We start from the raw sequence: 19567 nt of genomic DNA on the forward strand, positions 1-19567 counted from the left end.
ATGATGTTTAGAAGCGTACATTCACCCCATCTCGTCACCACCTCGATTCTTGTTCAAGAGGCGGCGGTCAGCTGTGGGGTGAGCTTTTTCCGCAAAATAACCAAGCTGGTTTCATCGCTGTTTATTTTGCTTGGTGCCCTATTCTCGTTCGAAGCATGGGCACAAGTTTGGATTGGTCCCGATCGATTGCTGCTTGCGACCCACAAATGGGCACCGTACCAAACTCACCAAAATCAAAACATGGATGGGTTTGCGCTTAATCGCGTCAAATGCGCGCTGGGCGAAATGGGACAACCTTACCAACTGACCATGACAGAATGGTCTGACGCACAGCTTCACGTGCACAGTGGTCAACAACATGGCTTTTTCGTCTCGCCGAAAACCAGAGAACATGACAGCTACGCAACGTTGTCTGCTCCCATTACCGAGCAAAAACTGCGTTGGTATTTTGGTCCCGGTGTAAAGCCTAAGCTTGATGATTTGTCAAAGTTGAACCTTAAGTTCTCGGCAGAATTTGGCTCAAGCACATGGTTTTGGCTGAAACGTAATGGATACAACGTCGTTAAGCAGCCACGAGATGCTAAGGTCTTACTAAGGCTTTTAAAACAAAGAGAAATTGACGTCGCACTGGAAGATGAACGAGTGTTCCATACGGAAATCAACCAAGCCTCTCTTCCAAGCGATTACTTCTATTCTCAAGTATTCGAAACCAAGCCAATGGGCGTGTATTTCTCTAACCGCTTTTTGGACAAATATTCTGGTTTCTTAACCGCTTTCAACACAGCGTTGGCTAAATGCGAGGGATAACAAGTGGCGATCAGCATACATTTGATTTCTGTACCCTCTGAAGAGGTGGTGACTTCAAGAGTCATCTATCTGCCCGAGTCTGGCGGGCAGTTTGGGCGTTCTGCTTCTTGTGAAGTGGCATTGCCCGATCAATCAAAGCGCATCTCGCGTAGTCACGGACAAATTCGTCTCACTGAAACAGGTTATTTGGTGAAGAGTACCGGCAAGAACCCGGCTCGCCTTAACGATAAAGCTATGGTGAGAGACAAAGATTACCCACTCAACGATGGCGACATTTTAAAGATCGAAAGCTATTCGATGTTGGTATCAACACTCACGTCGAGCAAAGCGCCTGTCGAAGAGCAATCCGATGACCTCTTTGCGACCAAGTTCGACCTGCAACTGGAAGACAATGTCGATTTTCTCGATGAAGGTGACATCGTCGAACCCGTGAAATCGGAAGTTCATTACTCTCACCAAAGTGTAATGAGCGATGACCCCTTCTCCTCTGACCCGTTTGAAGACATCGACGATGACAAACTGGCGGACCACTTTGAAGTGGATGAAGTATCGAAACAGCAGCAAGCAATGGAACGGTCTACGGAGATTGAGTATCTTCCGAGCGACCATCTTCCAACGTCAGAGCTGGAAGCCTCCATCAAAAAGCTGATCACGATTACCGAGAAGAATCAGCAATACCTTCGCAACCCACCGCTTGCACATGATGCTTTGTTTGATGCGTTGGACAAAACGCTCGATCAGTTCCTCAATGAATTCGCTCCGAACCAACTAGAGAATCAATTTAGCGAATTTGTGTCTGGCGGACTGTTCAGTAACAAAGACAAGAAGTATTGGAAAATCTACCGCAAACATTTCCAACATCGACAAGACAACGGTGATTTTCGTCGCCAGTTCAAAGCGATGTTTATGGAAAACATGCAAAAGCAAAGCGAGGAAAGCTGATGAAGATTTGGCTAAGTTTACTCGCTTTCGCTCTTGTGGGATGTTCATCTGACCCAACACCGGTTGTGACGCAATATCAACTGGCGGTAAGCGCCGAGAAAACGATTAACCCAAGTGCCAACAACAGTACCAATCCCGTGGTAGTGCGCTTGTATCAACTAACCGATGCCCAACAGTTTAAGCAATTGCCGTTTATCGATTTGTACAACGATGACGTAAGCCTTTTGGGCGCAAACTTGGTATCGAAACAAGTGTTGCCTGTGGTGATGCCAGACAGCAATAGCAAACAAACCTTAGACATCAATAAAACCACCCAGTACATCGGCGTATTGGTGGAATTTGCCGAATATGATGCAAGCACGGCGACGGTAGTGACAACCACGCCTCAGGAAGAAGAACAATATATCCAGTTAAAGATCAGCGGTAACAAGGCAGCATTGCAAACCGTGACACCAGATTCGCCTTGGTGGGATGTCTTTTAACTCGATTCAGTAGATAGGGAAATCACGTGGACGCATATAAAAAAGTCGTTTGGCAAGAAGGTATGTTCATTGCCCCACAACACTTTCAACAACAAGACAGATACACACAAAACTACGTCAGACAAAACGTCGAAACACTTGCTGGTTATGCCCCTTACTATGGTGTGACCGACTTAGTGATCAATCACGATCTACTTAAAATTGGCAAGCTTTCCGTCTCTTCTAGCGCGGGTTTGTTCCCAGATGGCACGCATTTCGAACTGAAACGCGAAGTCGCCAGAGATGTGCCGCACGGTACGATTGAGAAAATGGCTTACTTAGCACTGCCCGTCTCTCTACAAGGCAATAATGATTACGCCAACGATGAATCGGAACAAAGCCGCTATCTCACACGCACCATCAATGTGTTTGATACTTCAACCTCTGAGAATGCCAGCGTTGAAGTGGACGTCGCGCAGCTCAATATAGCGATTAAACTCGAAGGCGAAGACACTTCTGGCTTTACCCTGATTCCTTTCGCCAAAGTGTTGGAATGCAGCGAAACAGGTGAAGTGATGCTAGACCGCTCCTTTATTCCTGCGTGTTTGCATTACGGTGCATCACAGTTATTGGTTGAACGTTTGAAAGAGATTCATGCCCTCACCTCCAACCGCGCCACCAGCTTGCTCAAACGTATTCAAGCCGGACAAGGGCAAAAGAGTCCACAGTCGATGATGCAGGATTACCTGTGGCTGCAAACACTCAACACTTGGCTTCCGTGGTTTGATTTGTCGTTGTCGAATCCAAAGTTTCAAACCCATCAGCTTTATTTGGAGCTACGTAAGTTTGAAGCGCAAGTCATGGCATCCACACCCGCGATTCCAGAACCGTGTCAGCCGTTAGATTTCCATCGCCTGTATGATTGCTTTAATCCGCTTTTTTCGAATCTGCGCAATATGCTCACGCTGGTTCAACAAGACTCGGTGATTGAGTTTGCGTTCGACACTTCGTTGTTTGAACGACGCCGCTTGCTTCGCACGTTAGTAAAAGATGGTCACAACCTGTCCGATCGCCGATTCGTTCTCAGTGTCCGTTCCAATATAAGCAGCACCGAGCTTAACGAATTGTTCCCTGCCGCTGCCAAACTCAGTAGCAATAACAAGATTGTCGAGATTGTGCGTAATGCTCTTTCCGGCGTGCAACTGACGCCGCTTCCTGTTGCACCAAGCGAACTAAAACCGATACGAGGCACAGCGTATTTTGAAGTGGATACGTCAGACCGCAATTGGTTAGAAATGATTGAAAACCGCGATGCACTAGCGCTGCACGTCGATACACGTGTTGGCGACCTAGAAGTGATGCTGTACGCACTGAGGTAGTAAGTTATGAACTATTTGGATGAAGATACCTTAGTTTGGGACAGCAGCGAAAACGACTTCGTGAGTAAAGACACCGACATGCCAGACGTAAAGTGGCATTCGGTCAACGCTGCGCAAGCCAATATTGGGTTCTTACATCATTTCGATAAAGCCGAGAATCAGCTGATCAACATCAGTTCTGAGTTGTTGGCAGTCACACTCAAGATCAACACTTTACCGGAGCCCGAAGACATCACCACGCTCAGGCATCAACTGGTGGCTTCCATTAATGAAATTAAAACCAAAGGTGCCGAGTTGACCTACCCAGTCGCCGTGATCGACAAGCTCTGTTTCCTGTATGCCGTGGTTTTGGATGAGTTGATTGTCTACACCGATTGGGGTGAGAAACGTGGGTGGGAAAACAAAACCTTACTCAGTGAACTGTTTGGTATGCGCAACGGTGGTGAGCTTTTCTTTACTGTGGCAGAGAAAGCAGCGCGCCAACCGCACAAGCTGATCGACTTATTAGAAGTGGTTTACCTGTTCCTCAATATCGGGTTTAAAGGTCAGTACCGCGAAACAGGCAGCGAACAGCTAAAGAGTTTTACCTACCGCTTAGAGCAGATTTTAAGTCAGTACCGACAAGCCAGTGGAATCTATTGTCATACTGAGGTTTCGGTACCTAAAACACGTAAGCCTACGCGCAAGAAACGTTACCTTGTCACCACACTATTTTTCTTAACGGTCATTGGTTTGAGTGTTGCACTCACCTATTTCTGGTACAACAAAACCAAACCACAGCGGGCACGTGATTTTGTCCAACTTGGTGAGTACAGCCAGCGCTATATTGAATCTGGTCGTGCAGAAGACATCGTTTATGTCAGCACTGACGACGATTTAAAAGGCATTAAAGTCGCGGTAAACACCACTCAACCACCTCGTCCAGTGCCGAGCCAACCAAAAGCCGTGACGCCACAAGCGAAAACTTCGACGCCAGAGACGACGAGCGCTCTAGTCACGAGCCCTGCAGCGGACACTGATTGGCTAGTTCAACTTGCGACCTTCTCTAACCTTAAAAACGCCGAGAAGTTTATCGCCCAACTGCCGACATCCAACTATCAACCTGTTGCGGATAACATCAACTCCTACGTTCGTGTCATCGTTCGATGTGACAACTCAGAACAAGCTAAAACCATCAATAATTGGTATCGAGAGAATGCCAACATCAACGGCTTAGTGGTGCATAACAAAAACAAACAAAGCGAGGTTGAGTCACGATGACGCAAGACAACCCAAATACACCGACAAGAAAAAAGGCAATCATTTGGAGCCTTGTTACCCTTCTGCTTCTGGCAATCTTAGGCGGCTTACTGACTTGGTTTGTTGCGTATCCTGATTTCTTGTGGACAGGCGTCATCACGACAACCATTGTGGCACTTCTGTCTGCTGGGCTTTGCTTTTGGTTAATCAACCGCAAGGTGAAAAAGAGTCTTGAGCAAGACCAAGAACGTGCACTAATTATCAAACGCTCCAAGTTACTCGCTTTCCACTTCAAGAAAATGCTCGGCGTACAAAAACGTAAAAAGCGCTTAACCAGCCGTTACGATCAGCCGATTTACCTGTTACTCAGTGATAACCCAAGCAAAGACAAAAGCATCATCACGCAGATGGGTTATGAAGCTTATAAAGTGGATGATTTTGGCAACGACATTGAGTTTCCGATTCTATTTTGGCTCAGTGAACACTCAATTCTGATTTCCGTCAGCATGGGCGAAGATCAACAACCGCTTTACTTAAAAACACTGTGTCAATGCCTCAATAAATGGCGCCCGAGACAAGCGATTAACGGCTTGTTGCTCACCACAGAAATTGAACAGTTAGTTGGCAATAGTGAAACACTTTCACAAAAAGCCGACCAATTGAAATCGCAAATCAAAGCATTTAATCGTTCATTTGGTTTGAACTTACCTGTCTACAATGTCCTAACCAACATGGGCCAAGTGAGCGATTTCTGTCAGTTCTTTTCTGCGTTTGATGAAGCGAGACGCAATGAAGTGTTCGGCGCCACCAGCCCAGTGCAAAAACATGGTGGCATTGATGCCGATTGGTTCAATGACGAATACGACCACCTCATCGGTCAGTTAATCTCGAACATGAGCAATGCGTTGGGAGCGCAGCTTAACCAAGATTTCCGCAATGCCATTTGTGGTGCGCCATACCAATTTGGTCTGCTTAAACAGAATTTGTGGCACTTCTTACAGCGTTTGCATCGAGGTGACCAATACACAGATGGGCTCAACTTCCGCGGCTTCTACTTTACCCACAGTGGCAGTGATTTCGCGCAGCATGATTTACTGGCGAACGTAGTCAATCAGTCCCTAGGCAATGAGCAATATCAGCAACACCAACAAATGCCTGTTCAACAAACCTTGTTTGCTCAGCATTTGATGTCTCATGTCGTGTTAAATGAAAACACTTTAGTCGGAGTTAACCGCCATAAAGAGAATTGGTTGTGGTTCAGCCAAACCGCCTACACCCTAATTTGGCTCGGTTTATTGATTGGTACACTGACGATTCTCAAGCTCGACTTCGATTATCAAACCAATCGTGAAGCCAAAGCCGATGGCATGTTAGAGCGTTACAAAGAAGCGATCGCAGCACAGCCATACAGTAAAGAAGATCTGGTGGGCAACATTCCAAACCTGTACACCATGCATCGTATTTACGCGCTATATCAGGAGCCTGAACCTTGGTATACATTGCCATTCCTACCGAATGCGACCATCAAACCAGAAGTTGAAGCGGCTTACACCAAAGAGCTGCAACAAGTGCTGATCCCTTCTATGGCGCACACCATTGAGAGCGACTTGTATGTGTATGTGAACTTGGAAGATCAAGCCAGAACGCTCGAGCTGTTGAATGACTATCGACTGTTGTTTGATAAAAATCGTACCAATATTGAAGAGCTCAAAAGCTATTTCCTAGCAAACTTAGAGCACCAAGGCGAAGCAGACAAAACCAACGTTGCTCAGCTTAAAGTGCTGCTCGACGACGTGTTTAACCAGCACTTGGTGGCGACAACTGCCAATCAAGAGCTTGAAGGGTTGGCAAAGCAAGTCATCAATCAATCCAACATCGAGACGCTACTCTACCAACACATTTTGAACGATCATGCGTACGAGAAACGTATCGATGTGCGTAAAGAACTTGGCTCCAACTTCAATCAGATATACCAATTCAAACCTGGCTACGTGGGTTACTTCGTGCCTTACTTGTACACACCGACTGGCTTTAACGAGCTGGATCTTTCGGTGGAATCCCCTCTTCTTATCGAAGCGTTATCCGCTTATGAGGGCATCGCAGGGCAAGCACCAAGTGCGCTAGAGATGCATAGAATCAGCCACGATTTAAAACGCATGTATCAGAACGATTACATCAATTACTGGCGCGATTTTATTAACAGCATCGAGGTGAAAACCATTTCCGGTTCTGAGCAGTTGAATGCCAGCTTGAACGTGCTCAACAATGCCTCAAACAATCCAATGTCTAAGCTGTTTACCACCATCAGCAACTACACTTCGGTTCTTCTACCAGAGCCAAAAGATGCGAAGAAGAAGACCGATGAAGAGATTGCCAATGCTGCGCAAGACAACGAGAAAAAGGAATCCGCTCGCCAAATCACACTGACGTTTAATGATTTCCACAAACAAGTGACGCCAGACGATCAGGGTAAGAAACCAATAGATTCCGTTCTGGAAGGTTTTGCGAACACGGCTAAATGGCTCGATCAGTTCTACAAATCTAACACGCCAGACAAAGTGGCTTACGAAACGTTATCTGCAGGTTTAAAGGCGCAAAATCCGGTCGCGCAGTTGGCGTCACTGACCGATTCCCAACCACCGCTATCCGGTGAAGTGATTGACTATGTGACAGTACAAACCAATGAGTTGGTAATGAACTTAGCTCACCAATACCTTAATAGTATGTGGAACAGCGAAGTCTACCAGCCTTATGAAAACACCATCGCGGCTTTCTACCCATTTAAGAAAAGTGCCAACAGCGACGCAAGCACGGCAGATGTTGCTGCCTTCTTTAAAACCGATGGCACGTTGGACACCTTCTATCAAACCATGTTGAAAGGCTTCTCAACAGAGCAACGAGCGCCGTTTATGTCCGGCTTGCTGCCAAATACTGGCTTTGCGTTAGATCCTGCAATTTGGCTGATGTTTGATAAAGCCAAAGACATTCGCTCTGCCCTGTTTTTAGCTGACCCGAAAAACGTTGCGATTCAATTCCAGATGAAACCAACAGAAATGAGCTCGGCATTGACTGAGTTTTCCATTCGGGCTGAAAAACCGATTTTCACTTATCAACACGGTCCAATGCTGTGGACACAACAAAGCTGGAAAGGTGATTCTGTCGCGCAAGATGCACTAACGGTGCGTCTACAAAAACAAGCAACGCCGATTGCCAATGAACAGTTTAAAGGCAGTTGGGCATGGTTCCGCTTGATTGAGCCGCGCGTCACTTCAACCTCTTCGCAAAGTACCCAACTTGAGTTTGATTACAATGGCGACAAGGTTCGCTTGACGATTAAAACTCAAGGCCAGAACAATCCGTTCGTACCGAACTTCTTTGCGGGCTTTGTGTTACCTGCGAGCATTTAGTGATGAATACGTTCGCCAATCAAACCCTGTTTAGAGCCTGTGGCGTTACTTATGTAGCGCCTTTGAGCGAAAACGTTTTTCAGTGCGAGCACAAACTGTATGGCACTGTGGCGATCAAGGTAGCGCGAAGCTTGGCTGAGAAACGGGCTTTGATGGCGGAAGCGGACTTTCTATCCAAATACGCGTCGGATTACTGGGCAAACTTTCATGGTTATGGCTCGCAAAACCACGCCGACTGGTTAATGAGTCAATATCTGGAAGGCAAAACACTTAACGCGATAGAACCTGATTTATTACCTCAAGATTTAATAACCAAGCTTGAATTCGCTTTGCTCAATCTACACAAAACGGGTTATCTGCATGGCGATATCAAGCCACATAACGTCATCGTGACGCCAAATAACCAAGTTCGGCTTATCGACTTTGGCAGTGTGATTCGAGTTGAGGCTAAATATCGAGAGCATTCACATACAACCGTTAGCCGAGCCTACAGTGCGACACGCCCTTGTCTGCGTATCGGTCAGGCAAGTAAGAACGATGATTTTTATGCCTTAGCAATGACCTTGCTCAGTTGCCACGATCAACATCCCTTTGCCGGTCTCTCGCTACAAGAAGCGGCAGAACTGCTACCTACCCCAAGCAACATTGATTTACCAACACGCTACCAAGTTCTGATACAAAAAGAGTGGCAACGAATGCACCACTCTTTGAAGTTGTAGGGTTTAAACGCTCTAAGGTCTCTGGTTTATGCGTCTGATGATTTGGACTTTAGATACTTCTCAATATCCACCTCATCAACCTGTTCGGCTGGCATAAACTTGTTGGCATAGTCACGGTAGACCCCGCTCTCTAGGAACAACAAGAACAAGTCCATATCCAAATGCTCGTCCAGTGCCATCTTGTACATGATGTCAACAGCAACGCTCACTGGCTTGGCTTTCTTGTAAGGTCGATCTCCTGCGGTTAACGCTTCAAAAATATCGGCAATCACCAAGATGCGTTCTGGGGTTGATAAATCTTCTGCACTTAAACGACGTGGATAGCCTGTGCCTTTCAGCGTCTCATGGTGGGTTGAAGCATAACGCGGCACGTTACTTAACTCCGGAGGGAATGGCAGTGCCCCCAGCATTTTGATACCACTAATCATATGCTCGTTAATTTTGAAGCGGTCCTCTGGTGTTAACGTCCCGCGCGAAATTGTCAGGTTGTACACCTCACCCAAGTTGTATTGATGTTCTGGCACTTGCACCTTAATGCCATGCTCCGGTGCACATTCCATTGGGCGAACGCGCTCGATAATATGGTCGGGCTTATCCGCCAAAAGATTTTCGACCACTGGCAGTGTCACGTCAGACTTTGGCTTAATCATTTCTTCAAATGGAGAAAGACCAAGATGATCATCATAGTGACGCAACCAAGTTTGCTGGGCGATTTGTTTAATGCGCTCAATCTTATCGTCACTCATGAACTCACCACCTACGTTGGCGTTAGCCACAAATCGGAAGTCTTCGTCTAACTGCGCAACTCGTTGAGCGAACTTGGCTTGCGCTTCTTCTTTTGACAGTTCACCGGTGGATATCGACTTCCACATTTCCACTTCAGCATCTCGCCTTAGTACTTCGAAACGAGTGCGAATTTCATTGATGCGGTTGTAGTTGGCTTCTAACTTAGTGCCTTTATCAACGATGTGTTCTGGCGTGGTGATCTTACCGCAGTCATGTAACCAAGCCGCGATACGGAATTCACGTCGTTCATCGTCATTGTTGAATTTAAAGTCTTTGAACTTACCGGTGTCGCACTTCTCTACTGCCTCTGCCAGCATCAAGCCAATTTCTGGAACACGATTACAGTGCCCCGCAGTATAAGGAGATTTGTCATCGATTGCTTGCGCGATAAGGCGAATAAAGGCTTCAACAAACTCTTCTTGCTGTTGCTCGTAATGCTGAATCTCTTGCGTCATTTCGGTAACTGAGTCAGACAAGTCAGAAACTTCTTTGATACGCGTTTCTACCGGGACGAGTTTATCAAACTGACGGTCTTTGATTTTGATGGTCTCTTTTCGCAGCGCAACAATTGGGCGCACAATAGGTGAGCCAACCTTCCATGCTAATGGAAATAAAATAACCATCACGATAGAGGTAAACGCAATAGCCTTGGATAATCGACTGGTGACAGCATCAGTAACGACTTGCTCTGAAACTAGCACAGCAAAGTAATCGATCGTGCCACGAGTCGAATACAACTTGGTGATGTAGAGGAATCGACTTTCACCATCAATGGTCACTTTGTTCATTAGGTCGTGTTTGTCCTTCTGAATCGCCAACTCGTAGACCTCTGGATACGGAGCAAAACTCCCCCTCCATTGATGAGGTTTGAACCACTTCTCTTGCAACGCTACTTTTTGCTCCGGTGAAATCGCTGCGATCGCTTGGTTGATAAGCGCAACCACGTCTTTGTCTTTCTCCTTCATAAAAAGAGAAAATTCCAAAGGTGGCGCGTCGAGCAACCCGACATGAATATCGGTCAGCTTCACTAACCGCTTCATCTCAACCATGGTTAAGTAACTGTCTACAAGGTACTGAATGTCACCCATGTGCAGCGCTCGTTTTGCTAAATCGAGATTCGGTTGTTCGATAATATTCAGTGACGGATAGCGTTCAAGTAGCCATTCTTTCATACCAAAACCCGCCACCACACCAATACTGTCATCGCCCAATTCCGTCAACGACTTAGGCATTAGATTGGCAGTTTTCGTCGCAATCGCAAGCTGCCCTATGAACAGAGGATCACTTTTAACACCTAACTCTGGCGGTGTGCCAAGCACAGGTTGGAGGATATCAATCTCTCCCTTGCGATATTTCTTTTCCAACTCTCTTGAGCTGAAACCATTAACGAACTCTAACGTCATGCCTGTTTTCTGCGAAACCAGGTTGAGTACATCAACAGCATAACCACCTGGTTCGCCGCTCTGGGTGTAGTCGTAAGGTCCCCAGTCGTTTTGATTCGAAACCACAAACTCACGGCCATCTAACAAGGCTTTTTGCTGCTCGCTTAATGCCAAAAGCGATGAATCAGGAATATCTACTTCGTGAAAAACGTTGATGCTGGACGCGACCACTTCACCACGGTTGTTGAATATAAACGCTTCAACGCCATCATCCTTCTTCATCCCAAGTTCGGTGGCACTGATCTTTTCGCTCAATGACGAGAGGACTGTATCTACACCAATAACGGCACCTTTACTGCGTACCGAATAAGACTGGTCGGTGATCTTTAGATGCTGAAAAAGGTAAGGATCGGTTTTGTAAACGCTGTCTCTTGATGCGCTAGCAAACCAAGGTCGGCGAGATGGATAAAAGTTACGTTTCTGTTCTGTTTGACCAAGATAGCGATGCTACGCATCGAGCTAGGGTGTTAATAATTCATTGATTTTATTGTCATTCAGAGTGCACTATCCTTCCCTTACCCGACGACTATTTACACCATCATTCTCTTCTATTTAGGCCTTCCCTTGGATCAATATTCCCATTGCAAGCGTCGCCAACATACGCCAAAAGAGTTTGTTCCGCGAACCACAAAACATCTGTTTGAAAAGGACAGTGCTTGGGAAAAGGTACTGTGGAAACATGCTCAGACTTTCAGCCTATGGTAAATCACTTGCGTGGAACGAATGCTCGCGTGTAACACCAAATCCACCGAGCAATGGATAAACACTCAGCTTGATGTCATGCCGGACTGTGAGCATCAACACATCACGTTCACCATGCTGAGTGAGCTTGGGCCACTCTTTGAAGCCAATCCAACATTGCTTAATGATTGGTTCTTACTCGCAGCAGGTACGTTGCTTAAGTGAGCAAAAAAGCGCGGACTAGAGATTGGGTTATTCGGCGCACTTCATACCTATGGCAGAGGGTTAAACTAGCACCCGCATATTCATTTATCCGTCACTCGCGGTGGTTTAGACAAGCACAACACTTGGCAACCTATACACTTTAAAAAGAAGCATGTGAAACATCACTGGCGTCAGTGTTTAATCGGACTACTCAGACGAAAGTACGGCGAGGTCAATTTATCAACATCGAACACGGATCACATCCAAGACTCTCGTCAATAGCACTTCTTCTTAAAGCGTCAATAACAACGTTACTGAAACATCCACTTCGCGAAGAAAACCCAGAAGCTAAAATAAACGGTGAATCACCTAAGCCGTTACCAGAAACGCCTGCCAATATCGACGTCGAGGTTACGTCACTACAGTGGCGACACCGTTGTGTTTAAATATCTCAGTCATCGAGACGGGAAGCGCAAAACAACAACGTTAACACAAGAAGAAATGATATTGTGATACGCGAGCCATATCCTGCAGCACCATTTTTAAATGGTGCGTTACTATGGTTTTCTGTCCAACAGAAAACGAGGACGTACGCTTCCCCTAGTGTACTTAGCGTTAAAAAAGAAGAACCGGAAGCAGGCGGAGCCGCTCACGTATGCCAAACAGTACAAAGGTTTTTCGGACAATGACCCGTATCAGTGTGTTATGTGGAAAGAGAATGGTGTTTACTGGCTTTACCATCAGTCCCAAGAATAATGAATTGTTAGATCATCGCCGAATGAGTATGCGTGAATCACGGCGACTTCAGTCTCAGCCTAGGATAAGTCCGTTTAAATTAAGTAAATCAGGCGAGAGAACGACCAAATCGCCTATAAAATCGCCACGCATCTACCTGTCGATCAAAACGGGCTCCTCTGAAAGAGTCATCTACTTCGATTAAGTCCTTGAGAATCCTAACCATCAAGGACCAGCTGAGCGCATTCAAGCTTAAATTCAGAGTTAAAAGTACGTCTTTCACGCTTAGTCATAATGTCACTTTCTTTAGTATCGAGATGATCATACATCACCTCTTAATCAGGTGGCCAAATTCACCGTACCACTACACTCCCTTTCAAAGTTGTAGTTCATAAATCCACCACTTAAATGCTAATTAACTAAGGTAGTTTTATAGTTTGTTGTATTTCCGTCATCTCCAATGATGTCGAAATATACTTGTTGTGAATTTAGACGTTGACCTAGCGGTAAGCTGACGCTCGAAAAAGGTGCGATGGTGATTCTTTCATGGATATCATCACCCACTTTGATCGATAAAAAATTTGCAAACCAAGGCAGCGGATTCACCACCTTCAAACCTTCTCCTGCGCGCACAAAACGCAGTTGTGAATACGCATTTTTTCCTGGGGCTTCGATACCTTTTGGACGAACAAGCACCTTTAAACGAAGTCTCAAAGGCAACATAATCTGCTGAGTATTGGCAGTGATTGCCTCTTCGGATACCTGCGTCACTTGAAAGATATTTAACCAAAGTAAGTTTTCACGATCCTCAAAATCTAAATCAGCTCGATTCAGTAACAAACGTACTGATCGCACTTCTCCCCGCGCCATTTTAAAAATAGGAGGGATAACGAATAATGGTGTCTCCTCATCCGATGGAGAAACAGTGAGGTCACCTTTGTCCGACCATAATTGAAGAAGTACGTTATCCTCACCAGAATTCGCGAGGGTAAAGTCACTTTCTAAGTCATTGGCATTGATGACAATACGAGTTCGATCTATATCGACAGCAGCATGAACAGAAGACATCGAAAAAACCAAAACAATACTGAGAAGTAACCAAGTGAACTTATTGAAAGCTGACAATGATTTGCGCTTGGGCATACACAGTTCCTGCTGTAACAGTTTCACCACTGAGTTTTTCTAGAGAAGCCGTAAAGTGACCTCGGTAGGATTCAGAAGATGCATTGGATGATTCCAATTGTGTGACCTCTTTAAAGCCATACCATCCGCCAGCATTACCCGTTCCAGTCGTACGACTAGGCAACAGATTCATTGGAGACCCAGAGTTATCGTATATTCTGATCCCGACCCCCTGAGCTACGCCTGGATTGCCGTATTCATTGCTTAACAAATACGTTAAACCGCCCGCAGATGTTTTTAGCCCAAGTTGCTCAGCTTTACTGACTGCGTTGGCAGAGTTCACCAATAAGCCGATCGCAATCGGACGTGTCGCTGTCAGGCTGGTACTTGTGTTAGATGTGGTGCCAGATGCAGCATTAAGTTCACACAGTAAACCGATGCTAAACGCCAACCTTGATGATTCACCACTATTTAGCGCATCGACAGTCATCGTAGGGAAGAGTACGTGCGGTGTGTAATCTGAAACTTGACAAAACGCACCACGAATAAACGTAAGCTGATTCGCCCACCCCCATGCCCCCGGATAATCTCCATACCATCCACTGTAACAACCGCCACCATGGTCACAGCCGACAGTCAAGCCAGAACTTCGACCGCCACCTTTAAATGCAATATAACCATGTACACCGTTACGAGTGGGAGAAAAACGACCATAGTTCAACCCGTAATTACCCGCCCCGCTGGTTACTTTGATGACTTCTACGCTGACATCACTGAACACTCCTGCGTGTACATAGATGTAATTGCTGTCTTGAAACATGTCATCAGGGTTAAGCTTTCTCGCTTTCCAATAGCGGGAATAGTACTCACCTGTTGCAAGATTAGTCAGACGAAAGGCGGCATAACGATAGTCAGAATAGTATGCTCCTGAAATGCTCGGAACTTCATTTCGTCCAGCATAGTTGTCGTCTCCGTTTGTTGAGTAATACTCCCAAAGATCGTTTTTATCGGTTAAGTCGCAGCGAAATAAAACCTGCTTATCGCCATAAGGCGTTCGGTTTGCTGAGCCTAAAAACGAAGCCGTTGAAGTCGCAATAACGCTGCCATCCGGCTGAAAAAGACTGCCACTGTTGATATTAATTACCCCAGGTAAACCATAGTTTCCAAAGTACCCATCTGCAGCACCAGTAAAGTTATTGTTTACATAATAACCAGCATTGATTGCCTCGCTTGATAAATAACCTTGGTTCGTTGTGTTCAACTTTGTACAGGTAGCAAAAGCAGACATGCTCACAAACCAGATAGATAGGCAAAGGCTCCATATTGAATATTTCATAATTACCTCATCATGCAGGTTTGTTCGGTTAAGAGAAGTACTCGGTCCGATTTCGGCGGGGTATAGTTGATGCTGCATTCATTCCCTGCCCCCCAACGTAAAATCACTTCATTATTGGTCTCTTTTAGTCGGGCGTACACCTGACCAGCTTGCCCAACCATGCCGATCTTTATCCCTTGCTGATCAAAAGCATCTGCGCCCATTGGAGGAATCCCCCCTTTATCGAGCACGGTATTGATCAGCACTGCTTTTCCCTTCAACGTTTCAAACTTCACTTTTACGACGGCACCAGAATACGGCACGACTTTCCGACTACCGGTTTTAATTTCCGCACCAGTACTTAACCCATTATTTTTCAAGGACACATCGGTATAACGATAAGGAATCAACGAAGGCAATAACGCGTAGCCAGAGTCATCGATTCTTGCACCTTGTCCATTCATTACATTGGCACCTTTCGCACCTTTCGCTTCAATTAAAGCAAATGAATCATTGGTATAAGGACCTAGGGTGACACCGCCATCGTGCACAAGCATCGTTCCTGAAATACCCGCTGAAACACGGTTGTAATCATCGCCATTTGCAGAAGAAAGCGAAACGCCACCATAAGGAGTTCTAGTGTACAAACTTCCTCCGTAAGTGTTGCTATTCCCTTCTCGCCCCCCGTAGGCAGAATAAGAAACTGGCGCATCTTTACCGAGCGTCCCCGATACATTGGCCGTCGCTGATTCACTCGATTTACTATGGGTATAGTTAAACCCAAACGTCGACCAACGGTCATAGAAGTCGAACGGAAGTGACACACTCAATGCTACGGTATTTTCATAATCACCTTCGCCAAACTCTTCGTGATAAAACTGACGTCCTACGCTGATATTGTAAGACACATTTCTCCAATGATTATTGTAGGTAGCTTGGTAATCGATACTCTCTTCACCATCGTAATAATCCACTAGAGAACCACTAACGTTAACCGTACCGTATTTCTCCAATGATTGGCTCAAAGACAAAGTAAGACGGTTTCTTTGATTGAGTGTTTGAGACTGATATTCATCGCTATTGTTTTTTCGCTGTTTTCTCAAGCCCAAAACGTCTTCCAACTCTTTGTAGTTTTCTGAAGAATAACGGTAGGCGAGCAATGAAAAGTTGGTGCCAGTATCAAACGAGCGGCCATAGTTCATCTCGACTTGCCACCCACGTTGGTATTCTTCTTCCTCATACACACGCGCAAATGAATAGATGCTGTTCATGCCAAATGCACCGATTGGCGTCGCAACGACACCACCAGCCAGATACGCTTGATAATCTTTCCCCATACGCAAACCATAGTTAAGCGTGATCCGGTTGTTTACACCTTGCTGGATAGAGCCTTCAGCAAACCAATTGCTAACGTCTTCATACCCTCTAACATCACCGAGAACCGTGTTATAGATGATTTGTCCAGGGCGTACGGAGAGAGACACCGAGGAGTAAGGTACGTTGAAAGAACTTACGCTACCGTCAGCTTCTTGAATGACCACCTCTAACTCACCATCACTTTTGGTATCGTTCAAATCACTGATAACGAAAGGGCCGGGTGGTACGTCGGTTTCTTTTATGATTTTGCCTTGCTGTTTAATCACTACATGAGCATAAGTGGCAGCAACACCTCGAACTTCCGGCGCATAACCCAACTGGCTTTGCGGCCACATGCGCTGATCCGTTGATAACTTAATACCGCTGTATGATAAGCTGCCAAAAATGGAGCCATTGGTATACGACTCGCCAAGCAACAATGAACTGTGGATTGAAGAAATAGGACGCTGAACGTACGTATTCAACGAGGTATATTCTGTATCATGGTCCAAATAGCGAAAGTAACCATCATGACGAAATTGCCACAAGCCCAGATTCATCCCAACTTTTAAGTTGCTGTAAAGGTAATCACTGTCTTCTGCGCGTTTGTACTCATTGTGGTAATAGTTCGTGTTATGGCGCACAAACAACGCCGTCATACCTTCATCCCATTTTTCTGGATCAATGTAACCACGAGGTTTACTTTCCATCGCCGCTTGTGGGATATCCAAATTCATTTGAAAGCTTGATTCGTCATACTTCCACTTCACCATTGGTGCGACGTCAGACAAAAGCTGACAACCAAGATTTGCTTTCGCTTTGTCATCCAACTTAAGCCCGATCAATTTGAGTTGTTGGGCAGAAAAACAAGGCTCTTTGCGCTCAGTTCTCTTATTCAAACGAGAAGAAACAACACTCCCTTGGAGAACCATTTCGCCATTGACATACAAATCAACTAAGTGCCCATCATCAAACGAGTAACCATTTAATGCATCGCCAGATAACATGTGCTTTTGAATATCCACATCGCCATGGAATAGTGAAGGGTCAAAAGCGAGCTCTTTCGCTAAAGTAGGCATTACAGCAATAAGCGAAAAAATAAAATACGAACGTTTGACGAACAACATATTACTCACTAAAGCTAAATTAATATTTAAAACTGAATGGAATAACGCTTAGGTATTAATGCTCCTTTGTCACTGATCGTTGTTATTAACAAGTCGGCTTTATCACCTTTTTTAACTTTTACATTTTTGAACGTAAAATCTTGATATGAATTTGGTGATATCATTTTAGTTTCTGAGAACCACTTTTCGCCCAGATGCTCTATGAACATATTTGCAGACAAAGATACATACAGCGGTTGCTTATTACTAAGTCTAACCTTTGCGATTCCATCTTGATAATTTATGAGCTGAACTTGAAAGTCTTCTTTCCAATTTCTATTGTAATTAACTACTTGCTTTGGTCTGTAGAACAACTTCACTTTGTGCTTTACTGTTACCACAATTTTATTGCTGCTTGCTGCCACTTCAGCGATGGCGGCATTAGACGGAATTTGTAAGAAGTTAAAGTAAAAAACTGATTCTTGATCTTGGGGAAGTGCTTTTTCTACCCCTTTGATTATCCTTAGTGTTTGACCCCGTTGTGGCTCAATTTTCGCCAATGGTGGCAACACAACAAATGGCACATCATTTTGTGTCGCTTTGGACCCATCTTCGTTCTCAAACCAAGATTGAACCATAAAGACATTTTTGCTTTTGTTCTTTAGGTAAACGTTAACGAACGGTTCACCTTCTGGATATATAATTCGGCTTCCCGTCATGACAATATTGGCATTCGCAAAGAAGCTCATTATTACCGTGATAAAGACAACACAAAACCGTAAAAACATTATCACCTCATCACTTTACAACGAGGAGAGAGGACAGAGCCTCTCTCCAATTACAACTTACTGGTAAGAGACTGCGTACTGTAGTGACGCATTTACTGTACCTGCTGTTGATGCACCTGTTGCGTAGTACTGAGCTTTGTACGTCGCACTGTTTGCTTTCTCGCCAGCGGCAAGTGCAAGATCATTGCTACCTTTAAAGCCGCCTTTGAGGTCAATCGCAGAGCCAGTCGTGTCTAAAATTTGCAGTTCTACATTCGTCGCACTGCCCGTATTCCCGAGGTTACCGTTGCCTGTTACTTGGTTGCCGACAAACACTGTTGAAATGTTTGGCACACCCGCAGCATTACCAGTACAGCCAGAGATAGAGACCTCAAATTCCGTTGCACCAGCAGTGTCACCATTGCTTGCTAGCGCTGACTTTGGCACGGTTTCCAAAAGCACAACTGGAGAAGAATTTTCACCATTAACTGAAACTGTACATGTTTCATCTGTCACCTCACCTTGGAAAGTGATGGTATTCGCCGATGCTGCTAATACAGAAGACGTAAATAAACATGAACCTACGATCGAAACTAATTTATTGAGCTTCATAATATTTCCATTAATCCTATTTGTTTGAACAGAACAAGAACCGAACTAACATTAACTATTTTTGTTAACTGAGTTCATACATTGTGTTTTGAACTGATGTTTAACTTTCCAGTTTTCAATACATGGTAATTAGCAATTTCTTAAACATTGATTATAAAGTACTAACTCGTTGCATTTTATATATTGGCATTATTTAATGTAACTGATAAAACACGATAGAAAGATATCAAAACTAAATTAAAAAAAAACAATTTCAACTCCAACTCAGATTTTTCTTACGTTATAATTGGAAAGTATACGACCTCTAAAATCCCAATAAAATCACTATTAAAGTCTAACCATATGACAGAAAAAGACTTATCAATTTATCCCCGTAAAGTAAAAACGACCTATTTCCTACAGGAAAGGTAGGCTTTGTTGCTTAAATCGATGGAACTAAATCTAGAAGCTACGATCTGATCGGCTACACCCATCAATCGTCGTAGCC

General features: G+C 44.9%; 13 protein-coding genes and 1 pseudogene. 8 read left to right on the forward strand and 6 right to left on the reverse strand.

Annotated elements, in window-relative coordinates:
* The first annotated feature begins 3 nt into the window (after window positions 1-3).
* From OQJ86_RS20525 to OQJ86_RS20555, 7 genes are read left to right on the forward strand one after another with little or no spacing between them, the layout of a single operon-like run.
* Window positions 4-807: an ABC transporter substrate-binding protein gene (locus tag OQJ86_RS20525; RefSeq protein ID WP_265989862.1), complete on the forward strand. Its 804-nt coding sequence runs from the start codon at window positions 4-6 to the stop codon at window positions 805-807.
* A 3-nt stretch (window positions 808-810) separates the two neighbouring features.
* Window positions 811-1749, forward strand: a complete 939-nt coding sequence (locus OQJ86_RS20530) for a type VI secretion system-associated FHA domain protein (RefSeq protein WP_265989841.1) — start codon at window positions 811-813, stop codon at window positions 1747-1749.
* Entirely contained in the window at window positions 1749-2231 is a 483-nt protein-coding gene (gene tssJ, locus OQJ86_RS20535; protein ID WP_005442151.1) for a type VI secretion system lipoprotein TssJ, read from the forward strand. The genes OQJ86_RS20530 and tssJ overlap by 1 nt, the downstream gene beginning before the upstream one ends.
* A gap of 26 nt (window positions 2232-2257) precedes the next feature.
* Complete coding sequence (gene tssK, locus OQJ86_RS20540; RefSeq protein ID WP_265989844.1) at window positions 2258-3589, forward strand: type VI secretion system baseplate subunit TssK; 1332 nt, start codon at window positions 2258-2260, stop codon at window positions 3587-3589.
* Window positions 3590-3595: 6 nt separating this feature from the next.
* Window positions 3596-4849, forward strand: coding sequence for a type IVB secretion system protein IcmH/DotU (gene icmH, locus OQJ86_RS20545; RefSeq protein ID WP_265989845.1), 1254 nt, complete (start codon window positions 3596-3598; stop codon window positions 4847-4849).
* Complete coding sequence (gene tssM, locus OQJ86_RS20550) at window positions 4846-8235, forward strand: type VI secretion system membrane subunit TssM (protein WP_265989848.1); 3390 nt, start codon at window positions 4846-4848, stop codon at window positions 8233-8235. Before icmH ends, tssM begins: the two co-directional genes overlap by 4 nt.
* Before the next feature lie 2 nt (window positions 8236-8237).
* Window positions 8238-8954, forward strand: a complete 717-nt coding sequence (locus OQJ86_RS20555) for a protein kinase domain-containing protein (protein WP_265989864.1) — start codon at window positions 8238-8240, stop codon at window positions 8952-8954.
* A gap of 26 nt (window positions 8955-8980) precedes the next feature.
* On the opposite strand, the gene OQJ86_RS20560 is transcribed toward OQJ86_RS20555, so the two are convergent.
* The gene (locus tag OQJ86_RS20560; protein WP_265989850.1) at window positions 8981-11404 is read right to left on the reverse strand and encodes an HD domain-containing phosphohydrolase; all 2424 of its coding nucleotides are present in this window, start codon (window positions 11402-11404) and stop codon (window positions 8981-8983) included.
* Window positions 11405-11746: 342 nt separating this feature from the next.
* On the opposite strand from OQJ86_RS20560, the pseudogene OQJ86_RS20565 reads away from it, so the two are divergent.
* Window positions 11747-12872: pseudogene (locus OQJ86_RS20565) on the forward strand (IS91 family transposase); the annotation flags it as partial.
* 341 nt (window positions 12873-13213) lie between these two features.
* Here the strand turns inward: OQJ86_RS20565 and OQJ86_RS20570 are convergent.
* Genes OQJ86_RS20570 through OQJ86_RS20590 form a run of 5 tightly spaced genes read right to left on the reverse strand, consistent with a single transcriptional unit; the run spans window position 13214 to window position 19080 of the window.
* On the reverse strand, window positions 13214-13945 hold the full coding sequence (locus OQJ86_RS20570; RefSeq protein ID WP_265989852.1) for a fimbria/pilus periplasmic chaperone: 732 nt from the start codon (window positions 13943-13945) through the stop codon (window positions 13214-13216).
* A complete protein-coding gene (gene stbD, locus OQJ86_RS20575) occupies window positions 13911-15260 on the reverse strand; it encodes a fimbrial usher protein StbD (RefSeq protein ID WP_265989854.1) in 1350 nt (449 codons plus the stop codon). The genes OQJ86_RS20570 and stbD overlap by 35 nt, the downstream gene beginning before the upstream one ends.
* Before the next feature lie 2 nt (window positions 15261-15262).
* On the reverse strand, window positions 15263-17722 hold the full coding sequence (locus OQJ86_RS20580) for a fimbria/pilus outer membrane usher protein (protein WP_265989856.1): 2460 nt from the start codon (window positions 17720-17722) through the stop codon (window positions 15263-15265).
* Between the two features lie 26 nt (window positions 17723-17748).
* Complete coding sequence (locus tag OQJ86_RS20585) at window positions 17749-18489, reverse strand: molecular chaperone (RefSeq protein WP_265989858.1); 741 nt, start codon at window positions 18487-18489, stop codon at window positions 17749-17751.
* A gap of 57 nt (window positions 18490-18546) precedes the next feature.
* Complete coding sequence (locus tag OQJ86_RS20590; RefSeq protein ID WP_265989860.1) at window positions 18547-19080, reverse strand: fimbrial protein; 534 nt, start codon at window positions 19078-19080, stop codon at window positions 18547-18549.
* Window positions 19081-19567 lie beyond the last annotated feature (487 nt).

The sequence above is a fragment of the Vibrio sp. Sgm 5 genome, assembly GCF_026241575.1.
Classification (GTDB): domain Bacteria; phylum Pseudomonadota; class Gammaproteobacteria; order Enterobacterales; family Vibrionaceae; genus Vibrio; species Vibrio jasicida.

Bases quoted from the DNA above. Each gene is read 5' to 3' on its own strand.
- OQJ86_RS20525 (WP_265989862.1), top strand. From the start codon at position 4: ATGTTTAGAAGCGTACATTCACCCCATCTCGTCACCACCTCGATTCTT.
- tssJ (WP_005442151.1), top strand. From the start codon at position 1,749: ATGAAGATTTGGCTAAGTTTACTCGCTTTCGCTCTTGTGGGATGTTCA.
- icmH (WP_265989845.1), top strand. From the start codon at position 3,596: ATGAACTATTTGGATGAAGATACCTTAGTTTGGGACAGCAGCGAAAAC.
- tssM (WP_265989848.1), top strand. From the start codon at position 4,846: ATGACGCAAGACAACCCAAATACACCGACAAGAAAAAAGGCAATCATT.
- OQJ86_RS20555 (WP_265989864.1), top strand. From the start codon at position 8,238: ATGAATACGTTCGCCAATCAAACCCTGTTTAGAGCCTGTGGCGTTACT.
- OQJ86_RS20560 (WP_265989850.1), bottom strand. From the start codon at position 11,404: ATGAAGAAGGATGATGGCGTTGAAGCGTTTATATTCAACAACCGTGGT.
- OQJ86_RS20570 (WP_265989852.1), bottom strand. From the start codon at position 13,945: ATGCCCAAGCGCAAATCATTGTCAGCTTTCAATAAGTTCACTTGGTTA.
- stbD (WP_265989854.1), bottom strand. From the start codon at position 15,260: ATGAAATATTCAATATGGAGCCTTTGCCTATCTATCTGGTTTGTGAGC.
- OQJ86_RS20580 (WP_265989856.1), bottom strand. From the start codon at position 17,722: ATGTTGTTCGTCAAACGTTCGTATTTTATTTTTTCGCTTATTGCTGTA.
- OQJ86_RS20585 (WP_265989858.1), bottom strand. From the start codon at position 18,489: ATGTTTTTACGGTTTTGTGTTGTCTTTATCACGGTAATAATGAGCTTC.
- OQJ86_RS20590 (WP_265989860.1), bottom strand. From the start codon at position 19,080: ATGAAGCTCAATAAATTAGTTTCGATCGTAGGTTCATGTTTATTTACG.